The sequence below is a fragment of the Nocardia sp. NBC_00881 genome (assembly GCF_045207455.1).
GTDB lineage: Bacteria > Actinomycetota > Actinomycetes > Mycobacteriales > Mycobacteriaceae > Nocardia.
Genome location: NZ_CP108798.1, coordinates 6,912,885 through 6,933,629, shown reverse-complemented (window position 1 = coordinate 6,933,629; position 20,745 = coordinate 6,912,885). Strand labels below are relative to the sequence as shown.

Below are 20,745 nucleotides of genomic sequence, written 5' to 3'. Positions count from 1 at the left end.
AATGTGTGGTGTCGTCAGTGGAAACACGAGTCATTCGGCGGTCTCACATCTTGTTCGTCTCTGCCGCGCGCTGCCGGTCGGTCTCCGCGTACGTCACAACCGCCGCACCGAACGCATCGGCGGTCGCGGTGGTGGCGTCGCTCCAAGTCTTCAGCCACGCACTGATCCGCTCCAGCCCCTGATGCACCGCTATGCCCTGCTGCGCGTAGTTCCGGCCCGCCTCGTCGGCGTCGCCGAACATATGGTCGGCAACCCTCTCAGCCTGGTCGCGAACCGCATCCGCTGATCTTCGATAGTCGCTACCCAGCGCACCGAGCTCCCCCGTCCGAACCCCGACCATCTCCGACCCGCCCATGAACGCCCCTCCGTCCTCGTAGTGTCACCCCGCCGGCCGCCGAACCGCTTCGCGCCGACTGCGGCCATACTTTCTTCGACGCAACCCACCGACGTTCGGTTCCACGACTTCCATTTCGATGTCCCGAGAAACCTACTGTCCGCGGCCGACAGCCACAATCAGCACAGTTCTGTGGTGTGTCGATGGGAACTCGGCAACAAGGTCGGTCTCGGCACCTCGAACTTCACAGCGGATCGAACCGTCGGTAGTGGACTGCGACGGTTACAAGGTCCCATTCCCCCGTAGTGGCGAGCGCAATGCGACAGACAGCGCCATGACAAGAACATGAGCGTCCCGCGACCGGAAGAGCCGGACATGCCCCGGGGTATTTACCTTCGCGCGGCGCGGGTGTCGGGTCAGTTGCCGATCTTGCCCTTGTCCGTGCGGAGCCACTCCGAGGTGCCGTCGGGGTGGCGATGGAACTCCCATGCGGTGTAGTCGCCGTCTTTCTCCACCACGGTGACGTGGTCGGCGAAACCGTCGTGGTCGTAGTCGGTCCAGACCTGCATCGCCTCGTCACCGGTGGTGGTGACGGAATCAAGGGTGCCGTCGCCGTCGATGTCCTGGGTGGGGTGCTGCAATTCGACCGCACCCAGGCCGTCCAATGGCGAGGACGCGTCGATACCGGGTAGATCCAGACCGGGTAATTCGCCCGAGGTGACCAAGACTCCTCCTCAGCGGGACTCGTGCGGTGCCGCGAGCGGCATCGCACCATCCTGTCATCCCGCACGAGCTCGAGTCACTTTTTGGGCATCAGCAGCCACAGCACCAGGTAGATGACGAACTGCGGGCCGGGCAGCATGCACGACACCACGAACAGCAGCCGCACAACGTTGGTGTTCCAGCCGAGGTAGTCGGCGATGCCACCGCAGACACCGGCGATCCACTTGTCGTGGGTGGAACGGGCGAAACGACGGATAGGGGTGGTCATTGTCTTCCCTCTCTGGTGGTAATCGTTACGAACTCCACTCTGCCGAGCGACACCCGCCGCGACATCGGTCCGTCGGCCGATACCAACCCTGATTTCTCCAGGGCCCGATCTCGGGGTTCAACCCCGAGCACGGCAGACTTGTCCAGGTGAGCACCACTCTGCATGCCCGCGGGCTGTCCGCGAGTCACGGCGAACGCACGCTGTTCGCCGACCTCGACCTCACCCTCGCGCCGGGTGACGTGATCGGTCTGGTCGGCGTGAACGGTGCGGGCAAGTCGACACTGCTGCGTATGCTTGCCGATCGCCACGCTCCGACCGGCAGCATCACGTTGAGCCCGCCGGACGCCACAGTGGGCTACCTGGCGCAGGAGCCGGAGCGGGTACCGGGCGAGACGGTGCTCGCGTTCCTCGGTCGCCGAACGGGAGTCACCGTGGCGCAACAGACCATGGACGTGGCCGCCGAACGACTCACCGAGGGCGGCGCGGACGAATACTCCCCCGCGCTGGAGCGCTGGCTGGCACTCGGCGGTGCGGACCTCGACCAGCGCGCCCACGAGGTGGCGGCCGATCTCGGCTTGGCCGACAGCCTGCCGAACGGCCTCGACACGCCGATGACCGGCCTGTCCGGTGGCCAGGCCGCCCGCGCCGGATTGGCCTCGGTCCTGTTGTCGCGCTTCGATATCCTGCTGCTGGACGAGCCGACCAACGATCTGGACCTGGACGGCCTCGCCCAGCTGGAACAGTTCGTCACCGGTGTCCGTGTTCCGCTGGTGGTGATCAGCCACGACCGGGAGTTCTTGGCGCGCACCGTTAATCGGATCGTGGAGCTGGACCTCACGCAGCAGCAGGTGGGCATGTACGACGGCGGATACGAGTCGTATCTGATGGAGCGGGAGATCGCCCGTCAGCACGCCCGCGAAACCTACGAGGAGTACGCGGACACCAAGGCGGGCCTGGAGTCCCGCGCGCAGATGCAGCGCAACTGGCTCGAACACGGCGTTCGCAACGCCCGCCGCAAGGCGCGCGACCCCAGGAAGCTGGACTCGGACAAGGCAGGCCGCAAGATGCGCGCCGAATCCACCGAGAAGCAGGCCGCCAAAGCCAGGCAGACCCAGCGCCGCATCGAACGGCTGGAGGTGGTGGAGGAACCGCGCAAGGAGTGGGAGCTGCGGATGAGCATCGCCACCGCCCCACGCAGCGGCTCGGTGGTGGCGATGCTCTCGAACGCGACCGTCACGCGCGGCGCTTTCACCCTCGGGCCGATCAGCACCCAGATCGACTGGGCCGATCGCATTGTGCTGACCGGCGCCAACGGCTCCGGCAAGTCCACGCTACTTGCGTTGCTGCTCGGAAGGATCCCGCCGGAAAGCGGGACCGCGAGCCTAGGCTCCGGCGTCGAGATCGGCGAAGTCGACCAGGTGCGCGGCCTGTTCCGCGGGACTGTCGCGCTGGCCGACACCTTCGGCGCCGAGATGCCGGACTGGCCGGACGCCGAGATCCGCACGCTACTGGCCAAGTTCGGCCTGCGGGGCTCGCAGGTACTGCGCGCCTGCGACACCCTTTCTCCCGGCGAACGCACCCGCGCCGCCCTCGCACTGCTCCAGGCCCGCGGCGTCAACCTGCTCGTGCTCGACGAACCGACCAACCACCTCGACCTCCCCGCCATCGAACAACTGGAGCAGGCCGTCGAATCCTTCACCGGCACACTCCTGCTGGTCACTCACGACCGCCGCATGCTCGACACCGTTCACGCGACCCGCCGCTGGCACATGGAAGCGGGCACGCTCACCGAGACGCTCTGAACACAGTCGTCTCCAGTCGAGAACCCGAACGACATCGCAAGGCCGATGCACCACTGAGAGCACGTGTGGCCGCCGCCCAAGCAACCGCATCGCCCAACCCGCTTCCGAGCAAAGCGAGACCTGGCATCGCCCGTTCGCCCGCCCCGCAAGCATGAGAGGACGCAAATAATCAGCGCCTCGAGCGCTGCACATTCCAACACAGCCCGACTCGCCGCCCGAGCGGAGCGAAGCGCATGCGAAAGCAGTCGCCAGCGGGCCAATCGAACTCGAGGCCCAGAGCCCGCAAACGCCGAGTTCCAAGGCACAGCCGAAGCACTTGCGATCGCCGCCCCACGCAGCAGAATCGGCCGAACCCCCACTTCCGAGCGAAGCGAGATCAAGCATTCGCCGTTCGCGGCCCGGCTCGCGTCCGAGTGGCCGGCGCGTCCGCGACGAAGTCGCCAGCGGCGGTCGCTCGGACGCGAGCCACTATGGGGCCGCGAACACGCCGCGCCCGCGCGGCCGATTACACAGAGCCGACCCGCTTGGCGAGATCGTCCGCCAGTTGCCGTGCCTGCGTCGGGTCGGTGGCCTCCACCATCACCCGCACCAGTTCCTCGGTCCCGCTGGGCCGCAGCAGAACTCGCCCGGAATCGCCGAGAATCCGTTCCGCCTGCAGGACCGCGTCGCGCACCTCGGGCGCGGTGGCGACCACGGACTTGTCGTTCACCGACACGTTCACCAATACCTGTGGCACGGTCTGCAGTACGCCGGCCAGATCGGCGAGGGTGCGCTGAGTCTGCGTCATCCGGGCCATCAGGCGCAGTCCGGTCAGGATTCCGTCCCCGGTGGTGCCGTAGCGCGGGAACACCACATGCCCCGACTGCTCGCCGCCCAGCGTGTACCCGCCGCGCCGCAGTTCCTCGAGCACGTAGCGGTCACCGACCGCGGTGGTGCGCACGGTGATTCCGGCCGCGCGCATGGCGATGTGCAGGCCGAGGTTGCTCATGACGGTGGCCACGAGGGTGTTGTCCGCCAGCTCGCCCGCCTCGTGCATGGCCAGCGCCAGAATCGCCAGGATCGCGTCGCCGTCGACCACGGCGCCTTCGGCGTCGACGGCCAGACAGCGGTCGGCGTCACCGTCGTGTGCGAGGCCGAGATCGGCGCCGTGCGCCGACACGGCCGCACGGACTTGGTCGAGGTGAGTCGAGCCGCAGCCGTCGTTGATGTTCAGCCCGTCGGGCTCGGCGTTGATGGCAATCACCGTCGCCCCCGCCTCTCGGTATGCGGCGGGCCCGACTTCCGCGGCGGCACCGTGTGCGCAGTCGACCACCACGGTCAGCCCGGACAGGTCCTGCGCGGTCGCCTCCACCAGGTGCTCGACGTAGCGCTCGTGCGTGCCCTCGAGACTGTAAAGATCCGGGATGACCAGCCCGTGGTCGCGCGCACCGGAGGCATTGCGCACCCGCCCGATGCCCGCGCCGGTCGGCCGGAACGGCGCGTTTTCGGCGACGAGCGCCTCGATCCGATCCTCGATCGCGTCGTCGAGCTTGTGCCCGCCCGCGGCGAAGATCTTGATCCCGTTGTCGGGCATGGGGTTGTGCGAGGCGGAGATCATTACGCCGAGGCAGGCGTCGTAGAGACCGGTCAGGTAGGCGACGGCGGGCGTCGGCAGCACCCCCAGCGAGAGCACGTCCACTCCCGCCGCTGTCAGTCCGGCGGTCACGGCGGCCTCCAGCATCTCCCCGCTGGCTCGCGGATCTCGCCCGACCACCGCTAGCGCACGCTTCTTGCCGCGGCTCAGAATCTGCGCGGCCGCACCCGAAACGCGCAGCGCGAGTTCCGGACTCAGCGACTCATTGGCAAGCCCGCGGACACCGTCGGTGCCGAACAACCGTCCCATACCTCGCCCCTAATCGGTGGATCTGCGGCGTGAGCGACAGGCCCGGAGGCGGCAGCCCGTGTAACCACGAAGGCCCCGCGAACGCCGCGAGTACATACAGCACGAGAGCAGGCAACCAGCCGTTCACTGGAAGCCTGCTCTCGGACAGCTGCCACGTCGAGGGTTCCCAGCGTGAGCGGGCCCTCATGGTTACGCAGGTTACCGGCTCCGGGCTTGACCGCTCTCGCCGACTCCAGCACCGCCAGGGTGGCGGATGCCGGAGGTCGACGACGCCGGAATCAGCGCTTCGAGTACTGCGGCGCCTTGCGCGCCTTCTTCAGACCGTACTTCTTGCGCTCGGTGGCACGCGGGTCACGGGTTAGGAAGCCTGCCCGCTTCAGCGCGGGACGATCATCCGGGGTGACCTCGATCAGCGCGCGGGCGATGGCCAGACGCAGGGCGCCTGCCTGGCCCGACGGGCCGCCGCCGACCAGGCGGGCGTGCACATCGAAGGACTCGGTGCGCTCGACAGTCACCAGCGGCGACTTGACCAACTGCTGGTGCACCTTGTTCGGGAAGTAGTCCTCGATGGTGCGGCCGTTGAGCACGAAGTTGCCGGAGCCGGGGAGCAGCCGCACGCGGACGACGGCCTCCTTGCGGCGACCGACGGTCTGCACCGGACGGTCGATCACGATCGGAGCGAACGACGCCGAGACCTCGGGGTCTTCGTAGCCCGCGCCGTCCTCGACGGCCTCGACAGCGTCGAATTCCTCGACGGCGTCCTCGTTGAATTCCTCAGGAGCGGTCACTGGGCCACCTGCTTGATCTCGAACGGAATGGGCTGTTGGGCGGCGTGCGGATGCGTCGGGCCCGCGTAGACCTTCAGCTTGCCCGCGATCGCGTTGCCGAGCTTGTTCTTCGGGATCATGCCTTTGACGGCCTTCTCGACGAGCCGATCGGGGCGAGCCTCCAACACCTGACCGACAGTGCGCGACTTGAGGCCGCCCGGGTGCCCGGAGTGGTGGTGGATCAGCTTGTCCTGCCGCTTGTTGCCACTGATGGCAACCTTGTCGGCGTTGATGATGATGACGAAATCGCCACCATCGACGTGCGGGGCGTAGGTCGGCTTCGTCTTGCCACGCAGCAGATTCGCTGCTTGGACGGCAAGACGGCCGAGCACTACGTCAGTGGCGTCGATGACGTACCACTTACGAGTCACGTCACCCGCCTTGGGGCTGTACGTAGGCACAGTGCTTCCCTGTCTGTCGTTGGTGTTGCCGGCCGAGCGTGCGGTCGAGGTGTTCCGGCGGCCGGTGGAGACCCGGGCCTCGGTGGACGACCGGACCGATCCATACGATCGACCAAGCGTTCCACACGCCAACGAGCGACGATACCAGCGGCGCAGGCCGGAAAGAAATCGCGTCAGATCTCGAACGGCGGACCGGGGTCGATGGCTCCGGGCGGGCCGGGCACCACGTAGCGCAGGGTGTCGATGCCGGGCCCTGCGCATGGCGGGACACCACTCTCGTCGGTTCGCTCGCCCGAATGGCTGTCTCTGGCGGTGGCGATCCCCGGCTTCGGCTGGTTGATGGCGTACGGGGTCAGCTCGCACACGATCGGCTCCATCCCGCCCGGCGCCGCCTCGTCGCCAAGGGCGACCGAGCCCACACCGCTGACTGCTCGCAGGTCGCTCGAAACAACACCGCTAGTGACTGCTTGCAGGTCGCTCGAAACAACACCGCTAGCGACTGCTCGCAGGTCGCTCGAAACAACACCGCTAGCGACTGCTTGCAGGTCGCTCGAAACAACACCGCTGGTTTCCGCGGCCAGCTCGACCCGATCACCACCGGAAGGCAACGCGATCACGGCAAGAGCCACCGCGCCGACCACGGTGTTGGCCCCGAACAAGTTGCCCTTCATCTTGTTCCAGCGCTTTCCCTTGCGGGGCGGGTCCTCCTCGTCGGACCCCCTGCCGGGTTCCTGCCGCGGCCCGCCGCGCTGCTGCTGCGCTCCCTGGTACGGCAATTGCTGGTCCGGCGGGCCCTGGTACGAGGGCCTCGAGCCGAGCGGCGGCACCGGGCCACCGGGAAGCGGCCCCTGCGGCGGGCCGGCGAACTCGCCTTGCGGGCGCCTCTGCTGCTCGTCGGGGTGCTGGCTCGGTGGACGGGTGAAGCGGCTGCCCAGCTCGGCGAGGTTCGGCGGGAGGCCCTGCGGCACTTGGTCGCGCCCGATCCGGGTGGTCGCCTCCTCCTCCTGCTGGGAGGGGTACCCCGGGCCGTACTGGACGCCGGGGACCGACCGGAACGGCGGCTGCTCCGTTCCGCGCTGCCACGTGCCCGGCTGCTGCGGCGGCTGTTCCTCCGGCCGCTGCGATCCACTCTCGGTGCGACGGTGCCCCGCGTCGGCCTGCTGTTGAGACGCGACGGCTTGCTGCTGCGCGTATTCGGCCTGCTGCCTGGCGGCATCCACGGGAGACCCAGGGCCGGGCGCTGGTTCGGCGGGCCTGCCCGTAGACACCGGCTCACCCGACTCGGTGTCGGTCACCAGCAAGTGCGCGGCACCGAGCACGAGCGCGTGCATCGGGTGGTCGGCCACTTGCAGCCGGTGCCCGAGATGATTCTGGAAGGCCAGGCGCAGCGCGTCGTTGAAGCACACATTGCCCGACAGCAGGACCGTCGAGGTATCCGCACCGATCGAGCGGGCCGCCGCCATCACCTCGATCACCACGTTGTCGGCCGATCGCGCGTCGCGCATGGCCTCGGCGTCGACCGGGACATCGACCGACTCGGTGGGCTGCTCGTCGTCGCCGTGCACGGCGACCACCAGCATGGTCCTGCCGTCGGAGTACACGCCCGTCGCGCCGATGCCGTGCGGCCTGGCCTGGTCCGGCGGGTGCACCAGCCCGAGCGCGCGCACGTAGCCCGACAGCGCGACGCTTTCCGGCAGCGGCTCGACGGCGACGTCGAGCTGTTCCACCAGCGTGGCGTAGACGTCGACCTTCTCGTCCGGCCAGCCGTCCGGGAAAGGTAACGCCACCAGGTCCGGCTTGCCGCGGACGTGCTTGCCGATCTCCGCGAGCGGGTTGTACAACCGCGCGCGGAACACCAGCTCGGCGGGCCACGTCGCGCCCGCCACCACGATCTGCGGATGCCCGAGGATGTCGCGCACGTCGGCGATCGCCATCCCCAGATCAGGCCTTTTCCGTTCCACACCCGCGGTGTACAACCGACCCGACGAATCCGCCAGCAAATAAGCCGGCGGCGTCCACATACCCTCCACCTGTACCGGACGGATGGGGGTGCCCCCGCCGCCCGCGGCCACGGACACCACATCCCATCCGAGATGTACTGCCCCTACTCGCACCGTCACAGGCATAAGTGTGCCCAATTCCCGGCCAAGATGCTGAACGTCGTGGTCAGCCCCGGGTCGTCGCCGTTTTCACGCGGCGGAACCGGGCCACTTACTGTCGGTTCGGGAAGAATCACGCCGCCGACTTCTTCAGTCGCAGCCGACGCCACGTGATGATCGCCAGCACCGCGGTGATCACCAGCAGGACCCCGACGTCCAGCGCCCAGATCTCCGGCTTTTGCTGCCACAGCGTGTCGGGCTGTGCGCTGAGGAACACCTCGCGGATATTCACCGTCGACGCACCGGAGGCATAGCCCCAACGGGCCGGGAACAGCCAGGACACCTGCTCGAGCACTACCCGGCCGGTGACCGGGATGAGACCGCCCGCCATCACCAGCTGGCACATGATGGCCACCACCAGCAGCGGCATCACCTGTTCGTTCGACTTCGCCAGCGAGGAGAGCAACAGACCGAGGACTACACAGCAGACCGCGGTCAACGCGATATCGATGTACAGCTCCGCGCTGCCGGAAGCGAGCACCGCACCCTCGCCGGGCCGCTTCTTGCCCGCGAGCACGATCCCCACCAGCACCGCCGACTGCAGCAGCGCGGTGCAGCTGAACACCGCGATCTTCGCCATCAGATACGCCGAAGGCAGCAGGCCGACCGCGCGTTCCCGCTGGAAGATCGTCCGTTCGCCGACCAGGTCGCGCACCGTCAATGTCGAGCCCATGAAGCAGGCGCCGAGGATCAGCACCACCAGCAGCTGTTGTGTCTCGCCGCCGCCTTCGGGCACGAACGTGCCGTCCGGTAGCGCCTTCAACGCCCCGCGCTGGAAGCCGTTCTTCCCGGGAACGACCAGGGAGAGCCCGCCGAGGATGAACGGCAGGACCACCAGGAACACCAGATAGCCGCGGTCGGCGAGGATCAGCCGGATCTGTCTGCGTGCCAGGGTCGAGAACTGCTTGCCGCCGCTGGACTGCGGCGGACTGCCCGCCGACCCGTACGGCTGCTGCTGCGGCGGCGGTGGCGGCGGCGCGAACGCCTGCCGGGAGCGGTAGGCCGCGAACGCCTGATCCGGGTTGGCCGCGACGTTGGCGAAGATCTCCGCCCAGTCGCTGGTGCCGAGGGTCGCACCGACCCCGGCCGGGTTGCCGCAGTAGGCAGTCTTGCCGCCGGGTGCGAGCAGCAGCACCTGATCGCACATATCCAGGTGCGCCACCGAGTGGGTCACCACGATCACCACGCGGCCCGCGTCGGCCAGCTCGCGCAGCATCACCATGACCTGCCGGTCCAGCGCCGGGTCCAAGCCCGAGGTCGGCTCGTCCAGAATGAGCAGCGAAGGACCTGTCAGCAATTCCAGCGCCACCGAGGCGCGCTTGCGCTGGCCGCCGGAGAGCCGGTCGACCCTGGTATCGGCGTGCTCGGTGAGCGAAAGCTCCTTCAGCACACCGTCGATCACCGCCTGGCGGTCGTCCCTGCTGTTGTCTCGGGGCAGCCGCAGTTCGGCCGCGTAGCCGAGCGCCTGGCGCACGGTGAGCTGACGGTGCAGCACGTCGTCCTGCGGCACCATGCCGATGCGGGAGCGCAGCGCCTCGTATTCGGCGTGCAGGTTGCGCCCCTCGAAGGTGACGACGCCACCGGACGGATGCGTGGTGCCCGCGATCAAACGCGAAAGCGTCGACTTACCCGCGCCGGACGGACCGATCAGCGCGGTCAGCGTCCCTCGGCTCGCCGACATGTTCACGTCGACGAGCAGCTGCTTGTTGCCCTCGACGGTGAATCCGACGCCGTGCACCGCCAAGCCCTGCTCGGCGACCGGCTTCTGCCGGTGCACCAGCGTGCCCTGCTGCACGACGAAGTCGACGTTGCCGATGGTGATGATGTCGCGCTCGCGCAGCACCGCGTGTTCCGTGCGGTGCCCGTTGACGAACGTGCCGTTCGCCGAACCGAGGTCCTCGATGGTCAGCCCCTCGGCGGAGGCGACGAGGCGGGCGTGCTTGCGGGAGGCCAGCGGATCGTTGACGACGATCTGGTTGTCGGTGGTGCGGCCGATGGCCAGACCGCTCGGAGGTACGCGATCGGGGCGGGCGATCGGCGTGGTGGACGCCCTCGCCCGGACCGGCGGAATATTCGAGGTGCCCGCCCTGGTCGTCATGTTGACGTTCAGCGGCTGCGCGGGCGCGGCCTGCGGCGGCGGCTGATACTGCGGAGGCTGGAACTGGTGCGCGGCAGGCTGACCCGACTGCGGTTGCGGCGCGGGCTGGGGCGGCCGTATCGAAGGCCGCTGCGGGGGTTGGGGATTCGCCGGTAGCAGGTGCAGCAGGGGACCGCTGATCGCGTCACCGAGGCGCACCTGGGTGGGGCGATCGATCGACACCGGCTGAGTGAGTCTGCGCGCGTCCACGAACACGCCGTTCGTGCTCTGATTATCGGCCAACACCCAGGCGCTGCCCTGCCAGGCAAGTGTCGCGTGGACCCGCGAAACGAGTGGGCTGTCGACGAACAGCGTCACCTCCGGCGCCCGACCCATGGTGACCTTATGGCTCGAATCGAAAATTCGTTCGGTTCCATCATGGCGCACGGTGATGGTTTGCGCCCCCGGTGAAGACATGCAGCGGATACTATTCCATCACCCGGACATCGGCGGTGCCCCCGACGCGCCTTATGCCCCGATCCGGGCGACCGACGTGAACGTGATACCGGCCGACCAGGGGGAGCCTTGCCGACATACAAAGCGACCGCGGTTATTGCTGCGATGCTGACCGTTCTGGTGCTGGTCGGAGGCTGCACCAGGCTCGTCGACGGCAGGGCTGTCTCCATCTACGACGACCCGTTCAAGGTCGCCGGGCTGCCTACGACCAGCGGTCCGAGCGGACCGCGGGACGGCGTCCCGGAGAGCACACTGACCGCGACGAACGGCGACGGCGGCGTTATGGACAGGTTGGCGCTCAACGCCGTCGACGACATCCAGACCTACTGGCGCGACGAGTTCGGCAAGGAATTCCAGGGTGAGTTCAAGCCGGTCGGCAAGCTGCTGTCCTGGAGCGCGAAGTCCCCGCGCACCGACGCGGTCGAGTTCTGCAAGGAGTCGACCTACCGCCTGGTGAACGCCGCCTACTGCCGACTGGACAATTCCATCGGCTGGGATCGGTCTGTCCTGCTTCCCACCATGGAGGAGACCTTCGGCAAGATGGCCGTGGTCATGGTGCTCGCGCACGAATACGGGCACGCGGTGCAGACCATGGCGAAGATCGTCGGCACAAAGGACCCGGTGATCGTCAAGGAGCAGCAGGCCGACTGTTTCGCGGGTGCGTTCATGCGCCACGTCGCAGAGGGTAAAGCCGCGCATTTCACGATCAACACCTCCGACGGCCTCAACTCGGTGCTCGCCGCCACCGTCGCCATCCGCGACTCCAATCCTGACGACCCGGAGAGCGTGCACGGTTCCGCCTTCGAGCGGGTCACCGCCGTCCAGGTCGGCTTCACCGACGGACCGCGAGCCTGCAAGGGCATCGACATCGACGAGATCAACCAACGCCGCGGCAACCTGCCGACCAGCTTCGACGGAGAGTCGGGCGAGTACGAGATCACCAAGAACAATCTGATCGAACTCAGCAAGGCGCTCGCCGCGATCCTTCCGATACCCGAGGAACCGACCTACGACTACAGCGGGGCGAAAGTCGACTGCCGCAGCGGCGTCACGACCGAACCCGTGTCGTATTGCGCGGCAAAGAACGTCATCGCCACGGACATCCCCGGGCTGGCTCAACGCGGCACCGTGAACTCCGACCCGGATGAGCCGCTACCGGTCAAAGTGACCGGCGACTACAACGGCTACATGGTGTTCATCTCCCGTTACACGCTCGCGGTACAGCGCAATCACAAGCAGCAACTCGTCGGTCCGAAGGCCGGACTGCGCGCGGCGTGCCTTTCCGGGGTGGTCACCGGAAAACTCGCGCAGACCGGACGGCCGGTGAACCAGGGCGACATCAAGCTCGCCGCAGGTGATCTCGACGAGGCCGTCTCGGGCTTGCTCACCGACGGACTGGCCGCGAGCGACGCCGAGGGCAAGACCGTGCCGAGCGGTTTCGCCAGAGTCGACGCGTTCCGGGCCGGCGTGCTCGGCGGGCAGAGCACCTGCATGGCTCGCTACTCTTAGCCGAACGGTGGCGGGGCCGCGTGTTCGAAGCGCAGCACACGGTTGCCGAGCATGATTTCGGTGCCGGTGATCAGCACCATGGATTGGTTCGGGGCCAGGCGCACCCAGTCGCGGTAGCCGGGCAAGCGGGTGCGGGTGCCGTTGGTCGAACCTCGATCAACCACGGTCACGTCCCAGTTCACGAGGCGGATCTCGGCGTGTGCGCGTGACATGCCGCCGGACGAGTCGTCCACCCGCAGCGGAACGAGTCCGCTCTCGGCCGCCGCGGAATGTTCCGGGTCGCGGCCGATCACCGCGTCCGCGGCCAGCATGTAGGTAGTGCCGTCATCGAGAATCAGCATGCCCAGTGGCGGGCGGACCACTTCGATCAGCCCCTGAGTCTGGTCGACCGGCATGCCGCACACGGTGCAGAACGCGGCGCGCGGATCACTGGGATGCGCTCGCGCGCATTTGAATCCCAGCACCTTGACGGCGAGCGTGGTGCCCCTCGCGGTCGCCTCCAGGCGGCGTTGCAGATCCGGGTCGGGCAGCGGAGCGGGGTTGGTGCCACCGAGCTGGGTCGGCGCGTCGTGCGGATCGGTCGGCTCCTGCTCGCCCTCGGAGTCGTGCATCGCGGTCGACGGGGCCGTCCGGTGCAGCTGGGGTGGCGGTATTTGTGGCCCGGGCGCCTGCTGGGGATTCAGCGCCCGCCGGACCCCGGAGTCGGCGGGCGGCTCGTGCTCGATGCGGGCGGTCGGCAGCGGCGGCACCTCGGCGCGGCGATGCATGCCCTCGTGACGGGACGACCGGCCATTCGTGGGCGTTCCGGCACGCGCTCCGTCGGACCAGACGACGGCGCCGCCCGCCTGCGCGATACCCTCGACCAGCCAGCCGATGCCACGCTCCGGCGGCAGATCCGGAATGCGGCCCTTCGCGTCATCGACGTACAGGGCGACCGCCCGCGCGGGAACCTCCGCGACCCGATCGACCGTGAACGCCGCACCGCTGCCGCGATACTGCTCGACCGCGCCCTCACCGGCCAGCACCGCGGTGACCGCACCGTGCAGGAAGATCGCCACGCCTCCGTTCTCGGCAGCGGAGAGAATGCCGAAGTCGATCGGCTCTCCCGGGCTGATCTGCTCGGCGTGTTTCATCAGCCAGCGGGTCGCCTGCCGGGCCACCACGACGCCCGGCCCCTTCGGCTCCTGATCGGTCGCCGCACGCACCAGTTCGGCCAACGATTCGAGGGCGATGACGGCCGGAGAATCCTGATTCGGCCTGCCCGGACCGCGGTGGGCCACGACAATGACCGCGCCGGCGACCCTGGCCACGGCATGGCTACCTACGACAACCTCGACCTGCCGATCCATCAACGGTATCCGCCTCCACTGAAGGCACAGTGCAGGGTCGTCGTCACGCAGACCAGGGTATTGCAATGCGAGCACTATCGATCCCCCTCCCCGGCGTCCGTCGGGTAACTTTCAGTGTCGGCAACGGGAGGAACGAGGGGCCTGTCATGGTTCGGACCAAACGCATTGCGCTCACCGCGTATTGCCTGGCATGGGCAGGACTGCTCGCCGGCTGCGCCGGCGTGCAGGGTACGCCCACCGCGGGGGAAATCGACGTGCGAAAGCTGGAGGTCGGCACCTATCCCGTGGAGCGGCACCAGTACAACCAGGACTCCGCCGGCAAGGGCGCGCTGCTCGAAGGCATGCGGATGTCCGACGCGGTGGTCCCGACCGTCCGCATCGATCCGGCACTGAAAGTCGGCCGCGGCAGCACCGTGGTCGCCGACGCCGAGCAGGCGCTCGACTTCGTCGCCAAGGTCTCCAAGCCAGTCTTCGACAACCGCAAGCTGGTCGTCGGATACGCCGCCAGCGGCGCCGACCGCCCCGACCCCGCCGGCCAGACCAACCCGTCCTCCGCCGCCACCGCGATCACCGACGCCGTGTTCCGCTTCCCCGACCAGGCCACCGCGAAGCTTGCCGCCCGCGAGCTCGAGGACGTGGACATCGCCGTGTCGCCGGAGAACCGCAAGCTCTCGTCGAACAAGTATCCCGACTCACACATCCATTGGCGTCCCGGCGTTCCTACCGTCGGTGCCTTCATGGCCCACAAGGAATTCGTCATCTCCTTGTTCATCCAACGACCCGGTGCCGACGGCACCGACCTGGTGAGCTGGGTCGACAAGACCCTCGCCGCGCAGGTCGCGCAGCTGGACAAGTTCACCCCGACCCCCGTGAACAAGCTCGACTCCCTGCAGGTCGACCCCGACGGCCTGCTCGCCCGCGTCGCCGTCGCCGACCACAAGAGTCGCACCCCCGATCCGGCGACCTTCGCCGTCTACGGCGCCGACCACACCGTCCATCGCGCCGACGACGAGGCCGAACACCTGCGCCTGGTCGAGGACGCGGGCGTCGACCACACCGCCATCGTCGACGACAGCTACGTCGCCCGTACCCGCGACGCGGCCGCCGCCCAGGAACTGGCCACCGGTCTGTTGGAAAGCGAAAGCGCAGACTACGACACTCTCGGCGCCCCCAAGGACGTCCCTGGCGCCAGGTGCCTCCAGCTCAACAGCAAGGGCGACCCGAAACGCGAATACAAGTACCGCTGCTACGTCGCCTACAAGCGGTACGTCGGCGTCGTCACCAGTGATAAGGAACCGGACGTGCGACAAAAGATCGCCGCGGAGTATGCCCTGTTGGCGAATAGTTTCTGACCCGCGCACACCGTGATCGCAGACCGTTCGGTCTGGTTCGACGGGGACTGGTGAAGTACAATCCGCGGGACTACGCAAGGCTTTTGGGGAGGGACGTTGCAGTTTGCTGCGAGACCGATGCCGCTCCGAACCGCATACGCCCTGATCATGTCGGGGATGCTGGTCGTCGGTGTCAGCGCATGTGGTTCGACGGTGTCGGGCCGGGCCGAACGGGTGCAGCCGGATCCGGCCACGTTGGATGTCGGGAACTATCAGACGAAGCCGCGCGAGATCGGCAACGCCAAGAACGAGAAACAGGCACGCGCGCGAGAATCGCAGCGGCTCGCCGACTTCGTGGCATTGCCGTTCGAGGCCGACCCCAGCTACGTCGAAGACGCCTGGGCCCTGCGGCCACACATCGTCTACAACCAGAAGTCGCTGGGGAAGCTGGTCATCAACGACACCTTCGACGAGGTCGCGAAGGATCTCGTCGCGGGCTGGGTCAACGCGTGGAGCACCGGAGGCCCGCGGGAGGCGGCGAGGCGCACGCTCAGCCTGGCGGTGATGATGTTTCCCGACACCAAGACCGCCATGACAGTCGGCCCGACGCTCGAGCACGACGACTTCACCTACAACCGCGACAACCAACCGGTCGCGATCACGAAACACCCGCACACGATGGCACATTGGCGTCCGGACGTGTCGTCGCTCGGTTCCTGGACCGTCCACGACCGGTACGTCGTCTACGTCAAGGTGGAGGACGACACTTCCGCGCCCGATCTTCCCGCTCTGACCGCACAGGTCGAGAAGATGCTGGACGTGCAGATACCCCTGCTCGACATGTTCCGGCCGACCCCCTCCGACGAACTCCCGCGGATCCCACTCGACCCGGGAGGGCTGCTCTCCCGGACGCTTCCGAGCAATCCGGAATCACCGATCCGTGCCGATCCGGACGGGGTATACGCCGATCGTGGCGTCATGTCTCTGCTGGATGGCACGCAGAACTCCCTGGCGACCCTCGAAAAGAGCAAAGTTGATCTCGTCTCGTTCGGCGACGCCGTGGTCTTCCGTAGCAAGACGCGACAGGGCGCCGATGATTTATGGGCAGCCTGGCAACCGTCGAAACAGCTGAAATCCGACCAGAAGCTGGTCGGGACGCCGACCGGGCTCGGCGACCATGTCGAGTGCTACGCGGAAATCGTGGCGAACAGTCAGGCACTCGGTATGAACCTGTGTGTCTTCCAGGTCGATCGATACACGGTGCAGACATTCGGAAAGCAGTTGCAGGACCTGCACCAGAAGGTCTCCGCACAGTACGCGCTGTTGACGAGTAAATGAGGGGCCCCGAGTGAGGTACAGACTTCAGACTTTCGCGGTACTCGCCAGCTCGATCATCTTGGCCGCGGGATGCTCCAGCACCATCGACGGCAATCCACAGCCCGGCATGTCGCCAGTGGATCCGGCGATCCTCAAAACCGGAGCGCTCGCCACCGAGCCCACCGCGTACAACCCGCGGATAACCTCCGCGAACGATGTCCGCTTCATCGAAGCCCGCCGGATGCTGAACTATCTGGTACACCCGTTCGACGTCGACAGCGACATCACCGATATGGGCTACGTCAAGCTGATCGCGACGCCGCTGAGCATGGTCAACCCGGGGGCGTTCCCGGAGAAGTACCAGGTGGTAGGCGAGAAGTACAACGTGCTTGCCGGTGCCTATGTCTCGCGGACCAACGGAAATCTGCGCGGCACCAAGAAATTGATCATCTCGATACTCCGCTTTCCGACCGAGACCGACAGCAGGAACGCCGCGGAGGAGTTCGACCGGATCACCAACGAGGAGCCCGGCAGGCATCCCGTTCCGATCGATGGATATCCCGACGCCAAGTCGACCTCGGGAAACGACCTGGCCGCCATTGCGTTCCTCCAGCATGGCCCGTACGTCATCTCGGCCAATGCCGGAGTACCCGAGCCGAACAAGGACGCACTCGCGAGTGTCCTGAAGAAGACGATCGATCGGCAGATCGCCGAACTGGACAAGCAGCAGCCGGTTCCGCTCGACGACCTGCTCGACCTGCCCCTCGACCCGGACGGAATCATGCGCCGCGCCGCGCCCTCGGCGAAGGACTACAGCGACCCCTTCTTCGGCCGAGATGATTTCGGCCATTATCAGCCCTCCGGGATCTTGCACTTCGAACGCAATCCGATCGAGGTGCGCAGAGCGTTCGAAGAAGGTGGCGTCGACCTGATCGGCCGCCAGAGCGGAACGGTGTATCGGACCCGCGACCTTCCCTCCGCGTTCCGCCTTCAGGCGGCTCTCGCGAAGCCTGCGAAGAACGACGAGGTTGTCGCCCCGCCGCCCGGCCTCGCGGACACACGGTGCCTGAAGTTGGACTACAGGGATGTCAACCGTTTGAACAAGGGGCTGTGCGTCATCGTGTACGACCGATACGTCGCCGTGGTGGTCTCCAAATTTCCCGAGATCAGCCGGGTGGACCCGCAGTTGCTGGAACGGGCCGCCGCTCAGTACTCGATTCTCGCGAAGAGTGGGTGACCGTCCATGCGGATACGAAGCCTGACGTGCGCGACGCTCATCGCGTGTGTCTTCGCGGCCGGCGCTTGCGGGGGTGACACCACCGAGCAGGCAGACGTCCAGCGAGTCGATGTCACGAAATTGGATTCGGGCAGCTACCCGACGGCGCCGATCGATGTCGAGCAGACGAGGACCGACCAATCCGGAGCAGCGCGCGAAGCGATACGCATCGGTGCCGCGACACCGCTCATGTCGGACATCGACAACCGATACATCTACCAGAATCCCGGATACCGCACGCGGGTGATCACTCCGAAGACACCGCCCTCGCTGAAAGCGGTGGACCGCAGTGAATTCGATACGGTGGCGCCCGGCCTGGTGGCTGGGTGGTTCACGCAAGGACAGCGGAGGAAGGAATTCTCCGTCGGCAGCGAGGTGCTCGTCTACGTTCTCCGCTTCTCCGATGCGAGCCACGCGTCCGCGGCGGTCAAGGAACTCATCGAGCGTGTTCCGGGTGACAGCATCTCCATTCCCGGCTATCCGGAGGCCCGAACCAGGCACAATGCCCACACCGAGTTCGGCATAAATTATCTGAGCACCGGGCTCGCGCACGGCGAGATGGCGCTGCTGGTCCAGATCAACGACCCGATCAGCCGCCCCTTCGCTCCCGGCCCTCCCGCCGATCTCACCAAGCGCTCTTTCGACAAGCTCATCGACATGCTCCGGCAGTACACGCCGACACCGATCGACAAGGTATCCGCGCTACCGCTCGACATGGACGGGATGCTCAGCCGGACGGTGCCGCTCGACGACAACAACAAGTCGGTCGACGGATCCGACCCGTCAGGGGTGTATCCGGCGCAGGCACTGCTGCATTCGGAGCAGGACCCGAATTCGGCGCGCTCCGCGTACACGGACGCCGGTGTCGACTATGCCGCGGCCGTCGGCGCACTGGTTCTGCGGGCCAAGGATTCGGCGGCCACGACCCGGCTGCTGGCCGCGATCTCGTCACCGGTCGCGACCGAGTACGACAAGGCGGACAGCCCGGCGAACCTGCCGGAAGCCAAATGCTTCAAGCCGAAAGAGGGGCCGGGCAAGTCTCCGATGGACAAGCCGGTGTGCTATTTCGCCTTCGATCGTTACGTAGCCCAGGTGAGCAGCAAGAACGTCCAAGACCTGCAGCAAAAGACCGCGGCGCAGTACAAGCTGTTGGCCTATGGGCGCTGACCACCGCGCCGGGTGTCGGTCGAACGCCCGGCTTTCGCTTGCTAGATTTTCCCCGAAAGCACGTCGGTGGGGGCGTTCGACATCGTTGAGGAGGACCGAATGGCGTTGCGGCCCGGCGCAATCATCGGCGGATACCGGGTACTTCAGGTCCTCGGCAGCGGCGGCATGGGAACCGTCTACCTGGCGCAGAATCCGATCCTGCCCCGCCGGGATGCCCTGAAGGTTCTCAGCGCAGACCTGTCCACCGACGACGAGTTTCGCGCGCGGTTCGAGCGTGAGGCCAACCTAGCGGCAGGCCTCGACCATCCGAACATCGTCGCCGTGTACAACCGCGGCGAAGAAGACGGCCAGCTGTGGATCGCCATGCAGTACGTCCCCGGCACGGACGCCGCGGAGGAGGCGAGGAAGGGACGGGCGGTCATGACTCCCGAGCGAGCGCTGCGCACCGTCTCAGAGGTGGGCAAGGGCCTGGACTACGCCCATCGGCGCGGGTTGCTGCACCGCGACGTCAAGCCTGCCAACTTCCTGCTCTCCACTGCCGAAGGCGACGACGAGGAACGGGTGCTGCTCACCGATTTCGGCGTCGCAAAATCCTCGGAGGACGGCCAAGACCTCACGGCCACAGGCAATTTCATGGCCACGGTGGCTTATGCGCCCCCCGAGCAATTGGTCGGAGGAACCCTCGACCCACGGGCCGACATCTACAGTCTGGGCTGTTCGTTCTTCAAACTGCTCACCGGCCAGAACCCCTACCCCTCGACCATGCCCGCCGTGGTGATGATGGGCCATCTGCATGAGCCACCACCGAAGTTGAGCACTGTCCGTCCGGACTTGCCCGCAGCGCTCGACGGTGTGATCGAGAAGGTGATGGCGAAGGACCCTGCCCACCGGTACGGCACCTGCCGCGAATTCATCCAGGCCGCCGAAGCGGCGTTGTACGGCGCCTCGCAGTACCGCGCTTCCGAAACGACCTATTCGACTGACCTGCGGGCGCCGATGACCGACCCTCGCACCGCGATCAGTGCGTATGGGCCGCCTCGCGAAGCCACTGATCAGCGGTTGATCGAGACGATCCGAAGCCGCAGCGAGCGTTCTCCCGCCAGACGCTTTCTCGGACCCGCGATCATCGCCGTCGTCATAGCAGTCTCGATCGCCGCGGGCACGTTTTTCCTCACCCGGGGTGGGGCGAACTCTTCCGGCTCGGGAAGCAGCCTGGCCCAGGTGCGCGACAATCATCCGGAATTCGACGGAAAGACGATCACCGCATTCAATTTCGGTAATTCCACCCTGTCCGCCGTGCTGACACCGAGTGATCAGTCGAAATTCTTGCAAGATATCGGTTTTCGATACAGCACCAAGTACAAGGCGGTCGGTGACGAGAAATCGCCGCGGGCGATGTCGGCGAACAGCTTTACGACCGATATCGATTCCGAAGTGGTGATCGTACTCAGATCGGACAGCCAGGCCGGAAACGGCGGACTGCGTGGTCTCCCGAATGGCATCCTCTCCGGCTCGGCGAAGATCGTCGTCGTCGACGACCCTTCGACCGTGCAGGCGTTCCAGGTGTGGACCGGCCAGTCCGTGGATGTGCTGGTGGACAAGATGGTTCCCACCATCGCGAAGATCGTCAAGTAGTCCCCGGCGCAGTGCACTGGACTGGATGATTCGGACCGCGGCTTGTAAACGCGCTCGCGCACGAGCTCCGTTGCCGACCTTGGCATTCGACGTTCGCTGGTAGCGCGACAGCACGCCGTTCGGTAGGGTGTTGCGCAGCCAGCCCACTCGCCGGTTCAGGTGGTAGCGAGCA

Annotated in this window: 16 protein-coding genes; 7 read left to right on the top strand and 9 right to left on the bottom strand. The window is 66.8% G+C overall.

The window, feature by feature from the left end; translation table 11 throughout:
• Positions 1-43: 43 nt before the first annotated feature.
• From OH799_RS29125 to OH799_RS29115, 3 genes are all read right to left on the bottom strand, one after another.
• Positions 44-355: a hypothetical protein gene (locus OH799_RS29125; protein ID WP_406270567.1), complete on the bottom strand. Its 312-nt coding sequence runs from the start codon at positions 353-355 to the stop codon at positions 44-46.
• 395 nt (positions 356-750) lie between these two features.
• A complete protein-coding gene (locus OH799_RS29120; protein WP_406270564.1) occupies positions 751-1,059 on the bottom strand; it encodes a DUF6802 family protein in 309 nt (102 codons plus the stop codon).
• A gap of 74 nt (positions 1,060-1,133) precedes the next feature.
• A complete protein-coding gene (locus tag OH799_RS29115; protein ID WP_406270561.1) occupies positions 1,134-1,325 on the bottom strand; it encodes a PspC domain-containing protein in 192 nt (63 codons plus the stop codon).
• A 146-nt stretch (positions 1,326-1,471) separates the two neighbouring features.
• Here OH799_RS29115 and OH799_RS29110 point away from each other — a divergent pair, with 146 nt between their 5' ends.
• A complete protein-coding gene (locus OH799_RS29110; protein WP_406270558.1) occupies positions 1,472-3,127 on the top strand; it encodes an ABC-F family ATP-binding cassette domain-containing protein in 1,656 nt (551 codons plus the stop codon).
• A gap of 505 nt (positions 3,128-3,632) precedes the next feature.
• Here the strand turns inward: OH799_RS29110 and glmM are convergent.
• From glmM to OH799_RS29085, 5 genes are all read right to left on the bottom strand, one after another.
• Positions 3,633-5,009, bottom strand: a complete 1,377-nt coding sequence (glmM, locus tag OH799_RS29105) for a phosphoglucosamine mutase (RefSeq protein WP_406270555.1) — start codon at positions 5,007-5,009, stop codon at positions 3,633-3,635.
• Positions 5,010-5,287: 278 nt separating this feature from the next.
• Positions 5,288-5,797, bottom strand: a complete 510-nt coding sequence (gene rpsI, locus OH799_RS29100) for a 30S ribosomal protein S9 (RefSeq protein ID WP_406270552.1) — start codon at positions 5,795-5,797, stop codon at positions 5,288-5,290.
• A complete protein-coding gene (gene rplM, locus OH799_RS29095) occupies positions 5,794-6,237 on the bottom strand; it encodes a 50S ribosomal protein L13 (RefSeq protein ID WP_327112742.1) in 444 nt (147 codons plus the stop codon). Before rplM ends, rpsI begins: the two co-directional genes overlap by 4 nt.
• Positions 6,238-6,410: 173 nt before the next feature.
• Positions 6,411-8,357: a hypothetical protein gene (locus tag OH799_RS29090; RefSeq protein WP_406270549.1), complete on the bottom strand. Its 1,947-nt coding sequence runs from the start codon at positions 8,355-8,357 to the stop codon at positions 6,411-6,413.
• Between the two features lie 112 nt (positions 8,358-8,469).
• Positions 8,470-10,950: an FHA domain-containing protein gene (locus OH799_RS29085; RefSeq protein WP_406270546.1), complete on the bottom strand. Its 2,481-nt coding sequence runs from the start codon at positions 10,948-10,950 to the stop codon at positions 8,470-8,472.
• Between the two features lie 144 nt (positions 10,951-11,094).
• On the opposite strand from OH799_RS29085, the gene OH799_RS29080 reads away from it, so the two are divergent.
• On the top strand, positions 11,095-12,498 hold the full coding sequence (locus OH799_RS29080; RefSeq protein WP_406270543.1) for a metallopeptidase: 1,404 nt from the start codon (positions 11,095-11,097) through the stop codon (positions 12,496-12,498).
• On the opposite strand, the gene OH799_RS29075 is transcribed toward OH799_RS29080, so the two are convergent.
• Entirely contained in the window at positions 12,495-13,847 is a 1,353-nt protein-coding gene (locus OH799_RS29075; protein ID WP_406270540.1) for an FHA domain-containing protein, read from the bottom strand. The genes OH799_RS29080 and OH799_RS29075 overlap by 4 nt on opposite strands.
• Before the next feature lie 146 nt (positions 13,848-13,993).
• Here OH799_RS29075 and OH799_RS29070 point away from each other — a divergent pair, with 146 nt between their 5' ends.
• The 5 genes from OH799_RS29070 (at position 13,994) to OH799_RS29050 (ending at position 20,573) form a co-directional block, all read left to right on the top strand.
• On the top strand, positions 13,994-15,199 hold the full coding sequence (locus OH799_RS29070) for a hypothetical protein (RefSeq protein WP_406270536.1): 1,206 nt from the start codon (positions 13,994-13,996) through the stop codon (positions 15,197-15,199).
• Positions 15,200-15,355: 156 nt separating this feature from the next.
• A complete protein-coding gene (locus OH799_RS29065; RefSeq protein WP_406270533.1) occupies positions 15,356-16,516 on the top strand; it encodes a hypothetical protein in 1,161 nt (386 codons plus the stop codon).
• 10 nt (positions 16,517-16,526) lie between these two features.
• A complete protein-coding gene (locus tag OH799_RS29060) occupies positions 16,527-17,732 on the top strand; it encodes a hypothetical protein (RefSeq protein WP_406270530.1) in 1,206 nt (401 codons plus the stop codon).
• A gap of 6 nt (positions 17,733-17,738) precedes the next feature.
• Positions 17,739-18,938 carry a hypothetical protein gene (locus OH799_RS29055; protein WP_406270528.1) on the top strand — a complete coding sequence of 400 codons (1,200 nt, stop codon included), beginning with the start codon at positions 17,739-17,741 and terminating at the stop codon, positions 18,936-18,938.
• Positions 18,939-19,037: 99 nt separating this feature from the next.
• Positions 19,038-20,573 carry a serine/threonine-protein kinase gene (locus OH799_RS29050; RefSeq protein WP_406270525.1) on the top strand — a complete coding sequence of 512 codons (1,536 nt, stop codon included), beginning with the start codon at positions 19,038-19,040 and terminating at the stop codon, positions 20,571-20,573.
• Positions 20,574-20,745 lie beyond the last annotated feature (172 nt).